Source organism: Blautia sp. MSJ-9, from assembly GCF_018919065.1.
GTDB lineage: Bacteria > Bacillota > Clostridia > Lachnospirales > Lachnospiraceae > Blautia_A.
Map to the genome: position 1 here is coordinate 42,306 of NZ_JAHLQG010000031.1, position 16,391 is coordinate 58,696.

At 38.8% G+C, this 16,391-nt stretch carries 16 protein-coding genes; 3 read left to right on the forward strand and 13 right to left on the reverse strand.

Annotated elements, in window-relative coordinates; all coding sequences use genetic code 11:
* The first annotated feature begins 66 nt into the window (after positions 1-66).
* A complete protein-coding gene (locus tag KQI87_RS08085) occupies positions 67-723 on the forward strand; it encodes a GntR family transcriptional regulator (protein WP_253292416.1) in 657 nt (218 codons plus the stop codon).
* A 20-nt stretch (positions 724-743) separates the two neighbouring features.
* On the opposite strand, the gene KQI87_RS08090 is transcribed toward KQI87_RS08085, so the two are convergent.
* From KQI87_RS08090 to KQI87_RS08105, 4 genes are all read right to left on the reverse strand, one after another.
* Complete coding sequence (locus tag KQI87_RS08090) at positions 744-1,412, reverse strand: YkgJ family cysteine cluster protein (RefSeq protein ID WP_216459682.1); 669 nt, start codon at positions 1,410-1,412, stop codon at positions 744-746.
* Positions 1,412-1,789: a DUF6483 family protein gene (locus KQI87_RS08095; RefSeq protein ID WP_216459683.1), complete on the reverse strand. Its 378-nt coding sequence runs from the start codon at positions 1,787-1,789 to the stop codon at positions 1,412-1,414. The genes KQI87_RS08090 and KQI87_RS08095 overlap by 1 nt, the downstream gene beginning before the upstream one ends.
* Before the next feature lie 22 nt (positions 1,790-1,811).
* Positions 1,812-4,022 (reverse strand): DNA topoisomerase III, encoded by a 2,211-nt coding sequence (locus tag KQI87_RS08100; RefSeq protein WP_216459684.1) that lies wholly within the window; start codon positions 4,020-4,022, stop codon positions 1,812-1,814.
* 172 nt (positions 4,023-4,194) lie between these two features.
* Entirely contained in the window at positions 4,195-4,869 is a 675-nt protein-coding gene (locus KQI87_RS08105) for a response regulator transcription factor (RefSeq protein ID WP_216459685.1), read from the reverse strand.
* Between the two features lie 310 nt (positions 4,870-5,179).
* Between KQI87_RS08105 and KQI87_RS08110 the strand changes: the two genes are divergently transcribed.
* Entirely contained in the window at positions 5,180-5,863 is a 684-nt protein-coding gene (locus KQI87_RS08110; protein WP_216459686.1) for a phosphatase PAP2 family protein, read from the forward strand.
* Positions 5,864-6,078: 215 nt separating this feature from the next.
* Here KQI87_RS08110 and KQI87_RS08115 read toward each other — a convergent pair whose 3' ends face one another.
* From KQI87_RS08115 to KQI87_RS08145, 7 genes are all read right to left on the reverse strand, one after another.
* The gene (locus KQI87_RS08115; protein ID WP_216459687.1) at positions 6,079-7,095 is read right to left on the reverse strand and encodes a glycosyltransferase family 2 protein; all 1,017 of its coding nucleotides are present in this window, start codon (positions 7,093-7,095) and stop codon (positions 6,079-6,081) included.
* Positions 7,092-8,147, reverse strand: coding sequence for an A/G-specific adenine glycosylase (mutY, locus tag KQI87_RS08120; protein WP_216459688.1), 1,056 nt, complete (start codon positions 8,145-8,147; stop codon positions 7,092-7,094). Before mutY ends, KQI87_RS08115 begins: the two co-directional genes overlap by 4 nt.
* The gene (sfsA, locus tag KQI87_RS08125) at positions 8,140-8,859 is read right to left on the reverse strand and encodes a DNA/RNA nuclease SfsA (RefSeq protein ID WP_330655747.1); all 720 of its coding nucleotides are present in this window, start codon (positions 8,857-8,859) and stop codon (positions 8,140-8,142) included. The genes mutY and sfsA overlap by 8 nt, the downstream gene beginning before the upstream one ends.
* Before the next feature lie 103 nt (positions 8,860-8,962).
* Positions 8,963-9,268: a DUF3784 domain-containing protein gene (locus KQI87_RS08130; protein ID WP_330655748.1), complete on the reverse strand. Its 306-nt coding sequence runs from the start codon at positions 9,266-9,268 to the stop codon at positions 8,963-8,965.
* A 133-nt stretch (positions 9,269-9,401) separates the two neighbouring features.
* Positions 9,402-10,967, reverse strand: a complete 1,566-nt coding sequence (locus KQI87_RS08135) for a L,D-transpeptidase family protein (protein ID WP_216459689.1) — start codon at positions 10,965-10,967, stop codon at positions 9,402-9,404.
* A 153-nt stretch (positions 10,968-11,120) separates the two neighbouring features.
* Complete coding sequence (locus KQI87_RS08140) at positions 11,121-12,461, reverse strand: MATE family efflux transporter (RefSeq protein WP_216459690.1); 1,341 nt, start codon at positions 12,459-12,461, stop codon at positions 11,121-11,123.
* A gap of 559 nt (positions 12,462-13,020) precedes the next feature.
* Positions 13,021-13,317: a helix-turn-helix domain-containing protein gene (locus KQI87_RS08145; RefSeq protein ID WP_118247707.1), complete on the reverse strand. Its 297-nt coding sequence runs from the start codon at positions 13,315-13,317 to the stop codon at positions 13,021-13,023.
* Positions 13,318-13,723: 406 nt separating this feature from the next.
* On the opposite strand from KQI87_RS08145, the gene KQI87_RS08150 reads away from it, so the two are divergent.
* Entirely contained in the window at positions 13,724-14,290 is a 567-nt protein-coding gene (locus KQI87_RS08150) for a hypothetical protein (protein WP_216459691.1), read from the forward strand.
* A gap of 223 nt (positions 14,291-14,513) precedes the next feature.
* Here the strand turns inward: KQI87_RS08150 and KQI87_RS08155 are convergent, their stop codons facing one another.
* Positions 14,514-15,188, reverse strand: coding sequence for a recombinase family protein (locus KQI87_RS08155; RefSeq protein ID WP_118247705.1), 675 nt, complete (start codon positions 15,186-15,188; stop codon positions 14,514-14,516).
* 183 nt (positions 15,189-15,371) lie between these two features.
* Positions 15,372-15,593, reverse strand: coding sequence for a helix-turn-helix domain-containing protein (locus KQI87_RS17225; RefSeq protein ID WP_334300730.1), 222 nt, complete (start codon positions 15,591-15,593; stop codon positions 15,372-15,374).
* Positions 15,594-16,391 lie beyond the last annotated feature (798 nt).

Consider the following 16,391-nt stretch of genomic DNA (forward strand, 5'->3'; position numbering starts at 1 on the left):
ATGTTTTAAGGGTAAAAAATACTATATTCTGTTAAAAAAATAATTATTTGATTTTAAGGAGTTTTTATGGCAACAGTAATGACACCATTGAATGAACAGGCTTATCAACATCTTCAAAACCTGATTATGGACAATCAGTTTTCCTATCATGAAATTTATTCTGAAACCAAACTTGCAAAAGAACTTGGAATTTCCCGTACTCCTTTTCGTGATGCAATCCACAGGCTTGCACAGGAAGGATATATTGACATTATTCCAAATAAGGGATTTATGCTGCATCAGCTTAGTAAGGAAGATGTAAATGAAACTTTTCAGATCCGTTCTGCGCTGGAAAGCTACTGTACTTTACAGATCTGTAAGGAAGCTAACAGCAGAAAAGCCGGAAAGTTATTTAAAGAATTGAATAAGATTATGGAGAAGATGGAGAAGATTATGATTTCTTCCCACTCTATTGATGATTTCTGTGAATACGATTTTCGTTTTCATACCCAAATTATTAATTATCTGGAAAATGAACAGTTCTCTTCTATTTTCGCTACATTCATGTATCGGATGAAACGCCTTGCAAAACTTTCTCTGTCTCATGAAGGAAGAATGGAGAATACTTATAAAGAACACATGGACATTTTGAATGCCATGCAATCCGGAGATGTAGAGCATATTTATGATATCACGATCCAGCATATGGAACGTCCAAAAGGAATCAACCTGGAAGATCTCTAATGATTTTCCAGGTTGATTTTTTATGCCAGTGCCAACAGATCTCTGCCTTCTTTCAGTCTTTCATAGAACTGCTGATAGAAATCTTCGTTCTGGTCGTATGGTTTAAGATAAAATCTGTTTACCACAAAGAGATTCAGATTCTTAATTAGTTCTGAATCCTCTGCATTATACAGTACTTCCTGTACGTCCAGCAGAAAATAATGCCAGTCATTTACAAATTTCTCATAATTTTTCAGATCCGGTGTGTCAATCCATTTTTTTACTTTGATCTTACTGCGGTTTGTTTTCGGACATTCGTGAACCTGAAGAATATATTTGAAGCCGCCGTCTTCATAAAATCTTCCAAGCGGAAATAATCTGCAGAATCCCGGTCTTATAACATGGATGCTGCAGCGGCCTTCTCTGTTGAGGAAGACACACTGCTCATTTGCACCTGTCATTCGAAGATGCGGCAAGATATTGCCGTCTGATACTCCCAGTTCCAGACATTCCTGCAGTAACTGCTCTGCCGGTTTCTTTAATCCCACTGATAATCTGTATACATCAAATGGGTCTAAGATTACTGAATCGCCCATTCCCTGACAGCAGTCACAGCATCCTTCACAGTTATGGCTGTCTGCTTTTACCATATCATTGGAATCATATAACTTTCCATCTGAAATCTCTTCCAGCGTCTGTTCTCTCCGCATCAGAAAGCCTCCAGCCCGGTTACTCCCCAGTCAGAAGCAAGTTCTTTCATTCCGTCAAGTACTTCTTCTCTGGAATATCCATTATTATCCAAGAAATCTCCATCCATATCATTCAGGTACAGGTAAAAGGTCAGTGCCAGTTCCAGATAATCTACGTCATCTTCTACCATACCTACATAAAGTTCATTCTCTGCTTCATTGATCTTGCCTTCTTCTGCAAGTTTCATAATAGTTACAAAAAGTTTATCTGCTTCTGTATAATCTGCTTCATTCTCAGGAAGTGTGTAATTCGGCTGCTGTTCGTGGAGCAAAAGCTTTGCGATCAGTCTTCCTACATCCTGAATATTTCTTATCATATGATCATCCTGTACTGCCATATCTGTTTCATCCTTTCTATCTCTAATCCAGTTTCAATCCTGCAAGTGCCTGTGCAAATGCATTATTTACCGGTTCTTTGGCTTCCTTCTGCTGCTGTCTCATATATTTCTGGACATCACGCTTGTTGACTCCTGCGCCTTCTTTGGCTCTTCTTGCCTGGAAAACAGAGAGTTTCTCCTTGTATCCGCAGGCACAGATAAATGTTTCTTCCTTACCTTTCACATACATTTCCATACGTTTATGACACTTTGGACAGCGTGCATTAGTAGTTCTGGATACAGTCTCTTTGTAACCACATTCTCTGTCCTGACACACCAGCATCTTTGCATTCTTTCCGTTAACTGCAAGAAGCTTCTTGCCGCAATTTGGACAGATCTTGTTTGTAAGATTATCATGACGGAAGATCCCCTCTCCAGTCTTAATCTCATCTACAATATCGCAGGTATAATTTCGGATTTCTTTTAAGAATGTTTCCTGCTTCATCTTGCCCTTGGCGATATTTCCCAGCTTCATCTCCCAGTCTGCAGTCAGCTCCGGTTTGCGTAGTTCTTCAGGTACCAGCTCCAGGAGCTGTTTTGCCTTGGAAGTCAAATGGATTTCATTGCCTTTCTTTTCCATAAGAAAGCTATTAAAAAGTTTCTCAATAATATCTGCTCTGGTGGCAACGGTTCCCAGACCGCCTGTCTCGCCAAGAGTTTTCACAGCTTTCACATCGTGACTCTCCATATATCGTACAGGATTCTCCATCGCAGCGAGAAGTGTAGCTTCTGTAAATCTCGCAGGCGGTTTTGTCTTGCCTGTATTCATGGATACACTATCAATATGTAGCTTCTCACCTTCTCTCATCTGAGGAAGGTTCTGATCTTTCAGTTTCTGAGATTCATCAGCCGAATCTATATCGTCATCGCTTCCATCTGTGTCCATATTCTCGTACACTTCTTTCCATCCGACGCTCTTTACAACTTTACCGCTGGCTGCAAACAGTTCTCCAACTGTCTTTCCTTCCATACTTACCTGCTCGTAAATAAACGGCGGATACAGCACGCTTAAGAATCTGCGTACTACCATGTCGTAAATCTTTCGCTCCTCATTTGTCATATGATCAAGCTGGACAAACTGTTCTGTAGGAATGATCGCATGATGATCACTGACCTTTTTATCATCCACAAAGCTTCCGTTTGCACGGATCGGCTGATTCATCAGTGCTCCTGCCAGTTTTCTGTACGGTCCGACTGCGCAGGCTTTCAGACGTTCTTTGATCGTAAGTACAATATCTTTGCCGATATATCTGGAATCTGTTCTCGGATACGTAAGGACTTTATGATTCTCATACAGACGCTGCATAATGTTCAGTGTCTGTTTGGCTGAATAACCATATCTTTGATTTGCTTCTCTCTGTAATGTAGTCAGGTCATATAAGCCCGGCGCAAAAGATTTCTTTTCTTTACTGGTTACGGAAGATACTTCCAGTGCCTGATTTCGGACAGCAGATGCGATTTCCTCTGCTTTCTCTTTATTAAAAGTTCTGAAACTCTTACTCTTTGATTCTCTCCATGTCCAGATAACATCTCCGGCTTTCAGCGTAAGCCCGTAATATTCTTTTGGCTTAAATGCACGGATCTCCTCTTCCCTTTTCGCAATCATTGCAAGTGTCGGTGTCTGTACACGTCCACAGGAAAGCTGCGCATTGTATTTACAGGTGAGTGCTCTGGTTCCGTTCATTCCTACGAGCCAGTCTGCCTCTGCTCTTGCAGCTGCTGCTCTGTACAGGTTATCGTACTCATGTCCGTTCTTCAGATTCGCAAAGCCTTCTTTGATCGCTTTGTCTGTAACAGATGAGATCCAAAGTCTGCGGATTGGTTTGTGGCAGTCTGCTTTATCAAGAATCCAACGGGCAACCAGTTCTCCTTCTCGTCCGGCATCTGTGGCAATGATAATATCTTTGATATCTTTTCTGTAAAGCTGTGTTTTAACTGCATTGTACTGTTTACCGGTCTGACGGATGACTACCAGTTTCATCTTATCCGGCATCATGGGAAGTGTGGACATTTCCCATTTTGTATATTTCTTATCGTATTCCTCAGGATCTGCCAGTGTCACAAGATGCCCCAGTGCCCAGGTAACTACATATTCTTTTCCTTCCAGAGTTCCGTTGCCTTTCTGCGTACAGTGAAGGACTCTGGCAATATCTCTGGCAACAGATGGCTTCTCTGCTATTATTAATGATTTCATAGATAAACTCCTTTTTATGTCATTGAAATATTATGAAATACTTTTCTGATAATTTTCTATGGCATAAAAAATCTGCAGCCAGGGTTTTCTATTGCCCTGACCGCTGATTTTTTCTCTTATGAAAGTATAGCATAGATAGGTCTAATTTACAAATAATTCTGCCTACTTTATATCAATCCTGCTTTATATCAATCTTATATCCAACTCCACGTACTGTTTCCACCAGTTCTCCTGCTGTACCCAGTTTCTGTCTCAGTGTTCGGATATGTACATCCACTGTTCTGCTCTCTCCGTCAAATTCGTATCCCCATACCTGATTCAGAAGCTGTGTTCTTGAGAGAACGGTTCCGCTGTTCTTCAGCAGCAGACATAAAACTTCATATTCCTTTAACGTAAGGTTTACATTCTGTTTATCCACTGTGGCGATATGTCTTGCAGGGCAGACATAGAGATTTCCTATCTGATATTCCTCTACACCGTCATCTTCTGTTCTTCTCAGCAATGCACGGATTCTGGAAATCAGTTCCATCATTCGGAAGGGCTTTGGAATATAATCGTCTGCTCCGCTGTCCAGGCCTACTACTGTATCATATTCACTGCTCTTGGCAGTCAGCATGATGATCGGAAGTTTCCGAGTATCAGGACGCATGCGCAGTTTTTTCAATATGGAAATACCGTCTTCTTCAGGAAGCATAACATCCAGAAGCAACAATACCGGCTGTTCTTTTTCAAGTGCTTTCCAGAAAAGGGATGGTCTCTCGAAACCCTTTGCTTCAAATCCCTGACTTTTCAGGGTGTAAATTACCAGTTCACGAATGCTCTCATCATCTTCTACCAAATATATCATTTTGTTTTTCTCCATTTTTAATATTTTTTACTGGCAGATATCTCTGTTTTACACAGAAATAAAAGCCTCTTTATTTAATTCATTAGTCTTAGTATAAAGATTCCCCGTTAAATCTTTGTTTGACTTTCCGTTAAAACTTTGTAAAATCCCACATTTTATTTCCGATTTTTTTAATAAAATTTTTATATACTTTATGAGAAAATTTATTTGTAAAAAAAGTATGAAGATGATATGATAATGAAAGAAATAAAGCGTTACAGAATTAATACAGATTATCGTTCATAACAGATCATACAAGGAAGGTGACATTGTGAAGCGTTTTATTGACAAATATCGACACGGACTTGTTATTATTATTTACAGCATTGTTTATATTCTGATGTTTGGCTGGTTGGAGCACAGACCAATCCACAGCTATCATATCGTACATACAGTTTTTGACGATTGGATTCCATTTTGTGAGTTCTTTATTGTTCCTTACATGTTATGGTTTCCATATATGATCCTGGCGGTAGCCTATTTTATCTTTTTTAATAAGAATAAACATGAATATTATCAGCTGGCATTTAATCTTATGATGGGAATGACCGTTTTTCTGATCGTTTCTTACGTTTATCCGAATGCCCAGCATTTACGCCCGACAGAATTTCCAAGGGACAACTTCTTCACATCTGCAGTAAAGTGGCTGTACAGTACAGATACTCCTACAAACATTCTTCCGAGTATCCATGTATTTAATTCTCTTGCGATTCATATGTCGCTTACAAACTGTGAGGCTCTTCGAGATAAGAAGCTTGTAAAGGCTGCGTCCCTTACCCTTACTTCTCTGATCATCATGTCAACGATGTTCCTGAAGCAGCATTCTGTAATTGATGTATGTATGGGCGCTACACTTGCATTGTTTGGCTTTGTGGTTTTTTACCCAAGAAAGGTGACTGAATCTTCCAGAGCCGATTATTTCAGAAATGCAGAAAGAAAAAAAAGTGAAAATTAATAGTCAAACGGATATTCGCAATTGAAACAAGGGACTTACTTGATTCGGTTAAAAAATAAAGGCAGAACACCTGTCTGAAACAACTATTTGTTTCTTATCAGGTGTTCTGCTTTTTTGATATTCAAAATTTATTTGTAATTTAGTCAGACAGATAAAATCATGCGCTTCGCTGTTTACCTGGTTTTGTTAGATCAGGCAAATACTGTCAGATAAAATTAATTGAATCCATAGAATTTCTGGCTGATCTTATATGCTGCTACAGACACCTTTCTGCCGCCCCTTCCAGGGAGATTCATGACTCTGCCGAAGAGACTGTGGCGCAGTCTTCTGTACACAGCACGGTTCTTCAGTTTGATGTACTCAAGAAGTTCTTTTTTCTTCTGTAATGATTCCTCTGTATCTGCGCGGATCAGCATAATGGAAGAGATCGTTGTGATAATATCCAGATAGCTGAACATATAATTTTTCAGATGTTTATCTGTATTTGGACAGTTAATATAAGCATCTACCATCAGTTTGTTTACACGGATCTGCTGGTCGATACGTTTGATCATTACTTTTTCATTAACGGACTGATCATCTCTGCCGATAAAATAGCGGTAGAAATTCACATCCAGATAGTAGAGATTCTTTACATATGGAAGTGGTTCAAAAGCAAACAGATTATCTACGTAGAATGTATGCTTCGGCAACTCCAGACCACATTCATGAAGCAGTTCGGTACGGTAGATCATGGAATGCATCAGAAGGTATTTACCCTTTGGCATATGTTTTACCTCTTCCCATCCGAATACTCTGTCCTGCGGCAGACATCTGCGGTACTGCATAACCTTCTTGCGGGCTGCACCCTGTTTCTCATATACAAAGTTACTGATCAGAAGGTCTACTGTCTGCGGACCTCTTAACAATTCATATAAAGTCTCCAGAATCTTGATATATGCTTCTTTATTTACCCAGTCATCACTGTCTACTACTTTAAAATACAGACCTGTAGCATTTCTGATACCTGCATTTACAGCCTCTCCGTGGCCGCCGTTCTCCTGGTGGATAGCTTTCACGATCGTAGGATACTTCGCCGCATAAGCATCGGCGATCTCAGCAGTTCTGTCTGAGGATCCGTCGTCAACGACCAGAATCTCAACTTCCTCTCCTCCTACTAATAATGACTCTATACACTTCTCCATATAATCCTGAGAATTATAACATGGAATCGCAATACTTAACAGTTTCATCTTGTTTCCTCCTTGATATACTTTGCATACGCTCCAAAAGCAGATGGAATTGCGTATTGTTTACCGGATTGTTCTCTGGTTGCAAAAATAAGTTCTTTATCCTGTGTTCTCTTCAGGGATGAGACCTTTATTCTGTATGCCTGCATTCTCCATTCAATATGGGAGAAAATATGCTTTGCAGGCGGAAGTTTCTCTATATACAGGGGATCAAGTCCCAGACCTTCAACATAGGAAATGGCTTCCTCTCTGTCCAGATGTCCCTGTATATTCGGCAGTTCATACAATCCTGCCAGCAGCCCTGCCTCTGGGCGCTTTCTGATGGCTGTATATTCTCCATCCTGAATTATAAATACAGTTTTGTTTTCCAGTGTTCTGGCTTTCTTTGGTGCTTTTACAGGAATATCATCCACTTTGTCATGCTTTCGTGCCAGACAGGCAGATGCCACAGGACATTCTTCACATTTTGCCTGACCATTAGGGACACATATAACAGCACCCAGTTCCATCAATGCCTGATTAAAGTCCCCCGGACATTCTGCCGGCATAATCTTCTGAATCTGCTGCTCTATCTTTTTGCGAACAGACTGCTTACTGATATCTTCCGTACTCTCTGTAATTCTGGAAATTACACGCAGTACATTTCCGTCTACTGCAGGAACTGATATTCCGTATGCAATAGATGCTATGGCACCGGCAGTGTAGCTTCCTATTCCTTTTAACGACAGAAGAGCCTGATAATCCTCAGGTAATCTGCCATTATATTCTTTTTTTACAGTCAGAGCCGCCTCCTGCATGTTTCGGACACGGTTATAATACCCCAGTCCTTCCCATAACTTCAGAAGCTTCTCCTGCGGACAGTCTGCCAGTGCTTCTATATCCGGAAGTTCTGTGATAAAACGCTGAAAATACGGTTTCACTGCTTCTACTCTGGTCTGCTGCAGCATAATTTCAGATACCCATGTATAATACGCATTTTGTTTATCTCTCCATGGAAGTATTCTCTTATTGTCTCTGTACCATTTTACCAGAGGTATTACAATTTCTTCAAGCATGATTTTTCTCCACTAAACATATTTCGACAGGATCCTGTATCTTGATCGTATCCTCTGTGACCAGACAGTCTCTTGCGATCAGTTTTACACCTGCCTTCTGTGCTCTCTGCAGTGCTTCGCCAAATTCATGATGCGTCGTCCAGTTAGGTTCGAACCTCTTAACCCCTTTCATCTGGATCACAAACAGAAGATATGCCTCATAACCATCTTCAAGACACCGGATCAGTTCTTCCACATGTTTTATCCCTCTCTCGGTAGGTGCATCCGGAAATCTGGCAATGTTATCTGCCTCAAGAGTCACACCTTTCACTTCAATAAATGCTTTTCTCTGTTCTGACTCCACATAGATGTCAAATCTGGAATTACCGTAAGTTTTTTCTGTCTTCACTGTCACTTCTTCCGGAAAAAGACCGCCGTTTCTGATCCATTCTGCTGCTGCTTTGTTTGGTACCTGAGAATCCATATTGATCCATCGACCGGATTTGTTTACACAAATCAGATCATATTTCGTCTTTCTGTCAGGGTTGGAACTCTTTTCCAGAATTACTTCTGTTCCCGAAATTAGCAGTTCTCTGCATCTTCCCGTATTCTTCACATGTACGGTTTCTGTATGTCCCCCTAATTCTACCTGTGCAATGAAGCGATTCGGTCTGTTTTGAAAGACTGCTTTTTCTATGTTATTATATTTCATCTTCTTTACTGGTTTCCTCATTTACTCTCTGATAGCTTTCTCTATCTTAACATAAAATATCAAGAAACGCAAAAAGGATTGTACACGCTCTTTCAATCGTGAACAATCCCCTTTAAATTCTATTCTATTTTTCTTTTTCTGTTTTTCTACATTTTACTCTCAGATAATACATCAGACCAACAATGATAATCAGCAGAACTACTATGTATCCAATCTTAAAAGTCATTCCTGTTGTAAACATATCAATTCCTGTCAAAATACCAATCAGAATCAACGCTACACCACAGCCCTTCTCCATCTTCTTCTCATCGTAAAATTTCTTTCGTGCTTCTGCATTTCCACCTTTCATAAAAACACTTCCATGTCCTGTCAGAAGCATTACGCCTATTACAAGAGCAGCAATTGTTAATATCAGATCTAAAGAATCCACAATTATTCTCCTTCCAATTTTCTTATATGACAACTCAAAACATTGTCAAGCGAATATTCATAATCCGCTTCGCTACTTGATTCGGTTAAAATTACGGGACTATTGCCTGCACAACAGTCCCGTAATATCCTTTTTAGTAGAAGCACACAATCGGCACGTCACACTCAATAATGTTATAAAGTTCTCCTGCTTTGTCAGGCGGCATATTGATGCATCCGTGAGATCCGCCTTCCAGATAACGGTCACCTCCAAAATACGGCTGCCAGTCCGCATCATGGAAACCAATGCCTCCATTAAACGGCATCCAGTAATTTACCTTTGCTTCATATTCATATTTACCGTTTGCAAGCTGTTTACCTCTGAGCACTCCCGGACTCTGTTTATAATAGAGTGTATAAATACCTGAAGGAGTCTGGCGGTCAGAATAACGCATATCGCCGGAAACGATGTCTGATTCAAAAATATCCGCACCATTCTGATAATAATACATGTGCTGTTCACTCAAGTCTACTTCAATGTAAGTATCACCGATATCATTATATCCGTGAGCATTCGCTGTCATAGAATAAACCGGCTCTCTGGTAGTCTGTGTTCCTGACCGGATCTCCTGCGTCAGCTGTGCCACTTCAGATGCCTGATCGATCTGCCATCCATATGCGGAACCGTAGACACTGACTGTTCTGCCGCTTGTTGTCTGGAATTCTCTCTCAGTTCCCACTGTATCATGTGAAGCTGCAAGCTGTGCCACATAATTGGCAATATTCTGCTGGAAGGATGCATCATCCATGATCAACTGACCCTTCTCATCAAAGTTAAGCCAGTCTTTGATCGTGTTTCCGTCCAGTGTTACTGTCTCATCTCCAAAAGTATAAGTGATGCTTGCATTTGTAAAATTGTTGCATGCATCAAGTGAAGCCTGCAGATCCGGACTGTCGCTGGTGATGTCTGCCTTCACATAAACATCTGGATTACTGTTAAAATCGACAGATGTCTCATTCTCCGAAACAGCTTCTGAAAGAACGTTGTATGCTTCTCTTAAATTAAGCTCGCTTCCTTCAGTCTCAGGGACGATCTCGAACTGGGAATCACCGTATGCAACATATGCATTCTCCGGTGCCACCTGATTCTCCTCCTGTGCACAGTTCAGTGCTTTGACCTGTTCTTTCAGTTTTTCTTTATCATAAGTGGTGTTCTCTGTTACTGTATAGTTCTTCTTCTCAAAATAGCCCTGGATCCATTCATATGGTTTCTGTGCTTTCAGAAGTTTAAGAATACTTCCGTCAGAAACATAGCTGTAGCCGATCTGATCTCCTTTAATTGTCTCAGGATCCTGATCTCTGGCATCTATTTCTATGGAATACCCATCTACCGTCTTCGCAATCTCCTGCTCTGCCTCATATGCAGTCTTGCCGGAACAGTCGATGCCGTTGATGGAAGTTCCTTCAAAAAATTTGTCAGAGTAATAATATGACATTCCTGCATATGCTGCACCTGCACTTACTAGCACCATAGCGGCTGCGATTCCCGTAATCTTTAACCCTTTATGTTTCTTACAGACAGGTGGTTCGTATGGTGCAAGATCCTCGTCACTGATCGGCACATATGCAATCCGTCCGGGTCTTGCAGACTTGCGGGGTCTGTTTACTGCCTCTGTGCTGCCTTCCGATGCAGTATTGTTTCTTTCCTCTTTGTTGCCCATCTATTTTCTCCTCGATAAATAAGTGTTACTGTTTCATTCGCTTTTGTCAGCTTTCTCATTATAACATAATTCTTCCAGTTTGCATGTAGTATTCACTTTTTTCTTAATTTTTTTTTAAAGATTTTATAAACGGGCAATTAACTGCCTGAACTTCTACAGTCCCAGTCTGCGTTTCATATCTTTCATGACATAGAAATACATGATGATCAGAAGCCCGCCTGCAAGTACCCACGCCATAGGGCTGGCCATACATGTACCAAAGTAACTCTTATGAGCTGCTGCGATCATGGCTGTGATACCTCGGCCTGCAAGTTCAGCTACGCCTGCAAGCATAGGAAGCAGTCCATATCCCATTCCCTGGATACCATTTCGCAGTGCATTGACAAAATGCAGCGGAATGAAGAATACTGCAACACATTTTACATAAGTGTCAACCATTGGAATAACCTCTGCCGCATTATCTGAGATAAACAGATAGGACAGATATTTTCCAAAGAAGAAAATAATTACACCTGTCACAATGGCATAAATGATCCCTACGATATGTGCGCTATTAAATCCCTGTCTCACTCTGTCAAGCTTGCGGGCACCAATGTTCTGTGCATTGTAAGTTGCCATTGTAGTTCCGATCGCAACGTATGCCTGCGTAAAAATGTTCTCAATCTTATTGCCTGCTGTAAATGCTGCTACCGCATAAGAACCCAGGATATTCAGTGCTGACTGCACCATCATGGTTCCAATCGCTGTGATAGAATACTGAAGTCCCATAGGAATTCCTACCATGATCTCATTTTTTGCAATCCCCGAACGGAATCTCCAGTCCTCTCTCTTTAACCTCAGTTCCGGTACACATTTTATGATATAGACTAGGCAGAGTACGCCTGATACTCCCTGTGCCGTGATGGTTGCCCACGCAGCACCTGCAACGCCCATATGGAAAACAATGATAAATACCAGGTCAAGCACGATATTCAGAAGTGCCGCAAGGATCAGGAAATACAATGGTGTCTTACTGTTTCCCAGAGCTCTCAGGATACTCGCCAGGATATTATATAATACCTGGGCAAAAATGCCTCCACAGATGATCATAATGTAAGTATACGCATCCTGAAAAATATCTTCCGGTGTATTCATCAGTGTCAGCAGTGATCTCATTCCCACCATGCTGCCGATGGTCATGATCACAGAAATAATAATGGATAACAATCCCGCATTTCCTACTGACTGGCGCATCTCATCCATCTTTCCTGCACCAAATTTCTGTGAGGTAAGAACTGTAAATCCGGCTGTGAGTCCCATAAGAAAACCGATGATCAGGAACATGATAGTTCCTGTGGAGCCTACTGCTGCAAGTCCTTTGGTTCCTACGAATTTTCCTACGATTATGGCATCTGCCATGTTGTAAAACTGCTGGAATACATTACCTATAAATACAGGTACAGTAAAGTCTAGTATCATCTTCATTGGTTTCCCAACTGTCATGTCTGTCTGCATTCCAATACCCCCTAAATTCCTTTCTTAAATTATTTTATTTACCTGACTTTTCATCAGATATCAGAGCGATTATAGTTGAAAACTTTTTCCATTTCAAGATGTGTTTTCCATTTCCGCAATTTTCTACATAATCACAAAAAGACCCCCGGTAACCCAGAGGTCTTTTTCGTTATAATCACGAAGAATCCATTCAGTGCTTCGCTGATTATTTCATTTTTTATTATTCTTGCAAATTTACGTTATCTTTCAAAAGGTAATATCCATTATCCTGAACTAAATAAAATTTGATTTTTATTTGTGTGCTAAAAAAGTTGCACAAATCAAGGTTTTTCCCTAAAATCCAATAAAAAAAGACCTTGAAGATCTGCACTACTACAAATCTACAAGGTCAATTTTATGTTTAATTTTTTACTGCTGGTTGATGCTGTTTTCCCTTTTCAGAGTATTGAGTTTTACCCACCAACATAGAAATAACCTTGATACACTTCATTATAATATATATTTAAAAAAAGACAAGTCTTTTTGAACCAAAATAAAAGCCCGACTTATGCCAGGCTTCTCAATCTCTTCCACTTCTCATTACATCAATCAAGTTTTCAATTACTTTTATCTCTTTCGGTGTCAGTCCTGATACATCTATACTTTGATCTTTTAGCGGCTTATTTATTCCCATCAGCATATCCATTGAAACATTAAAGATTTCACTAAATTGCGCCACAATGTCTGGAGATGGCGTTTTTTTAGAATGTTCATAAAATGATATCGAGGATTTGCTAATTCCTAGTTTTTTTGCTAATTGTTCTTGTGTTAAATTGTTCTCTTGTCGCAATCGTTTCAGATTATCGCCAAATGTCATATAATTACCTCATTTTTCCAATATTAGTCAACTTTTTAAACCATATTTTTATCTTGATTATATCAAAGGCTTAGGCTATAATGTATACATCCAATGGTCAACTTATTCCAAATTTAGTCAACTTTTATAGAGGGAGGTACATAAGAATGAGTACAAACACAACGAAAAAGTCTCAATGGTCTGGTTACTTTATAATTATCATTTTTGTAATCGCTATTTTTTCGCTCTTAGGATCATGCTTTAGCAGCAGTTCCGGATATTCCGGTGGCGAAGTTCGCTGTACATACTGTAGCAAAGTAATCTATAGTGACTATCGTCCCATCCATTGCACAAATTTATATAACAATACATATGAATGCGATTATTGTGGACACAAAAACGTAATCAAATAACGGAGATATCTAAAATGAAAAAAGTATTTACTTTATTAGTTGTTGCTACTTTAACAACATTTACTGCCTGTCAAACATCATACAGGGAATTTTCCAAAAATACTGAAGAGTTGGTTCAATATTATGACAAATACTGCAATCACACTGACGCAATAGGTCAAGACGCAAGTTTAAAATGCGCAAGTTCACGCTTACGTGACATGTCTAAATACTATGAAGATGCAAACGAAAGTACACGAAATAAATTAAATGACATTCTAAATGATAATGTAACACCTGAGATGATTTATACAGTATACACTTATACGTTAGATTACCCTGACCAATATTTGATCCAACCCGCATTAGTTGAATATTTCAGAGAATATATAGATGATTTTCAAAAACAAGCTGCTATCGAGAGTTTAAAAATAGATCCAGCAGTAGGAATGACTGCTGATGAAGTTAGAAATTCTACTTGGGGAAGTCCAACGGATATCAGTAAAACTACAACAGCGAACAATGTTAGTGAAATGTGGTCATATGATTCCAGCAGATATATTTTTTTGGATAATGGAATTGTTACATCCATACATGAATAGCTAAAAGACTCGGTATTATGCCGGGTCTTTTTTCTGTTCGAACTTACACTAAATGAATGACACTAATGGATACCACGAAAGCAGACTTATTACGTTTGGTATTTCTTAAAAATGTAAATAATCCCCCCTGCTTGCACATAGGCAGCTACTTTTCTCATTCTAATAAAAACATAAGCCCTTTAACCCAAATAGAATAATCCGGGAGTTTCCCCCCGGACTTATCTCATTCTTTTGAACTTACAATTGTAATATATTTTTTTAATGTGTTTCTGCTTATATGATATTTATTCATCAGATCTACTTGTTTTATGCTTCGATCCACAAGAAACTTCTGAATATCTGCTTTAAGTTCTGGTGTCATCTTATCAAGCTGTCCTGTTTTGCGCCCCGATTTCTTATTACTTGCAGCTATTCCGTCTTTAATACGTTTGACAGTTATTTCTCTTTCCTGTTCTGCTCTGTCTAATTCAACAAGGATTAACAACTCTATTGTATCTTTTAAAGATTTCTTAGCAATCCTGTTCTGCTGCCGTTCTGCAACCCCCATCATATTCTTTATATATTCAGTACTAATAGTAGGATTATCAAGAAATACAAGATTGATTCCCTTATCAAGTAATTTCATATACTCTTTAAATCCGTTTTCATATTCTCTTGTAAATCTGCAAATATCCTTGAATACGATTGTATCACCTATTTGTATATCCTGTATTAATTCTTTCCATGACGGACGTTCAAAGCTCTTTCCGCTTGCATCATCTCGGTAGATTCTACGTTCTGGGATTTCTATATTATTTTCTCTACACCATCTCTCAATAGCCTGTTCTTGTCTTGTAAACTTCTGCTTACCACGTTCTTCTTTTGTACTGATTCTCATATATGCAAACGTCTTACACATATTCTTTCCCCCTTTTATAGTGTCATTTAAACTTTAGTTATTTTGATAACCTCATCATATAATCAAATTAACTATTTGTCAATATATTTTGACACTTTTGTTTTATTTCTTTCTCGTAGATGATATTTTGACGGTTTTATAGCAATAAAAAAAGCCCACCAATTTACTTACTGGCAAGCTTTCTTATAACTTTTGATCTTCGTCGGATGGCATGTATTGACAAATATCCTGTATCTGACAATTGAAAATGCGGCAAAGGTCATTCAGAGTCGTCGTATTTAATGGTTTGTTTTTTCGCAATTTGTCTACGATAGCGCCAGACACATGATGCTTATGAATTAACGTATAAGTTGATTCTTGCGAATTTTTCAATGTATCCCAGAATGGACTATACTCTATCAACACTGCATCCCCCTTTCAACAATATACTTAAGCATAAATGATAGTTATATTGTTGACTATAATCAGGAAAGTGACTATAATTTATTCAAGGGAGGATTCCACCAAATGAAAAAGATATTTAAAGCCTTAACTTCATTATTGTTCATTGCATTTATGAGTTTCTGTATGTTTCATTGTTTTACATCTAAAGTCACAAATCACATTACTTTGTATTATGTATGTGCGGCTATTTTTTCATGTTCCGTACCAATTATTATATGCATCATGTGGCACTACATTAATTATCAGGAAAGAAAAATAAAACAATTACTCAATCTTCTTGATAAGGTGATACAAATAAAATCTGATAACTGATACTATTATTTTTATTTATTCTGACTTTTTATTGACTTTAAATCCTAAATATGTTATATTCACACCAACTAAATAAGGAGGTAAAGCAAATGTTACTAAATTTCAACTGCTTTTACAAGGTAATTGTCGTCGAAGTTGGACTATTTGGCAGCAGAATTGTTAATGAAAGACATTTTTCAACATTAGAATCTGCTGAATCATATGCCAATACTGTTACTGCTGACAATTCTATTGTTATTGTCGCTACTATGTAGCCTCAATAGGATAGCTCACTTTATCGTGGCTATCTTACCATAAGTTGATATAAATAAACTAAAACATTTGCTAACCATACCATCTCTATAACCTTAACAGGAGGATCGTCTATGGAAGTTCTTATAGTTCTAATTTTTATCTTGATAATCGCCATAAAAGAACAAATAGACATTCATACGTACATTCACAATC

Excerpts from the sequence above, each read along its gene's own strand:
- KQI87_RS08085 (WP_253292416.1), top strand. The coding sequence starts at position 67 with ATGGCAACAGTAATGACACCATTGAATGAACAGGCTTATCAACATCTT.
- KQI87_RS08090 (WP_216459682.1), bottom strand. The coding sequence starts at position 1,412 with ATGCGGAGAGAACAGACGCTGGAAGAGATTTCAGATGGAAAGTTATAT.
- KQI87_RS08095 (WP_216459683.1), bottom strand. The coding sequence starts at position 1,789 with ATGGCAGTACAGGATGATCATATGATAAGAAATATTCAGGATGTAGGA.
- KQI87_RS08100 (WP_216459684.1), bottom strand. The coding sequence starts at position 4,022 with ATGAAATCATTAATAATAGCAGAGAAGCCATCTGTTGCCAGAGATATT.
- KQI87_RS08105 (WP_216459685.1), bottom strand. The coding sequence starts at position 4,869 with ATGATATATTTGGTAGAAGATGATGAGAGCATTCGTGAACTGGTAATT.
- KQI87_RS08115 (WP_216459687.1), bottom strand. The coding sequence starts at position 7,095 with ATGAAACTGTTAAGTATTGCGATTCCATGTTATAATTCTCAGGATTAT.
- mutY (WP_216459688.1), bottom strand. The coding sequence starts at position 8,147 with ATGCTTGAAGAAATTGTAATACCTCTGGTAAAATGGTACAGAGACAAT.
- sfsA (WP_330655747.1), bottom strand. The coding sequence starts at position 8,859 with ATGAGGAAACCAGTAAAGAAGATGAAATATAATAACATAGAAAAAGCA.
- KQI87_RS08135 (WP_216459689.1), bottom strand. The coding sequence starts at position 10,967 with ATGGGCAACAAAGAGGAAAGAAACAATACTGCATCGGAAGGCAGCACA.
- KQI87_RS08140 (WP_216459690.1), bottom strand. The coding sequence starts at position 12,461 with ATGCAGACAGACATGACAGTTGGGAAACCAATGAAGATGATACTAGAC.
- KQI87_RS08145 (WP_118247707.1), bottom strand. The coding sequence starts at position 13,317 with ATGACATTTGGCGATAATCTGAAACGATTGCGACAAGAGAACAATTTA.
- KQI87_RS08150 (WP_216459691.1), top strand. The coding sequence starts at position 13,724 with ATGAAAAAAGTATTTACTTTATTAGTTGTTGCTACTTTAACAACATTT.
- KQI87_RS08155 (WP_118247705.1), bottom strand. The coding sequence starts at position 15,188 with ATGTGTAAGACGTTTGCATATATGAGAATCAGTACAAAAGAAGAACGT.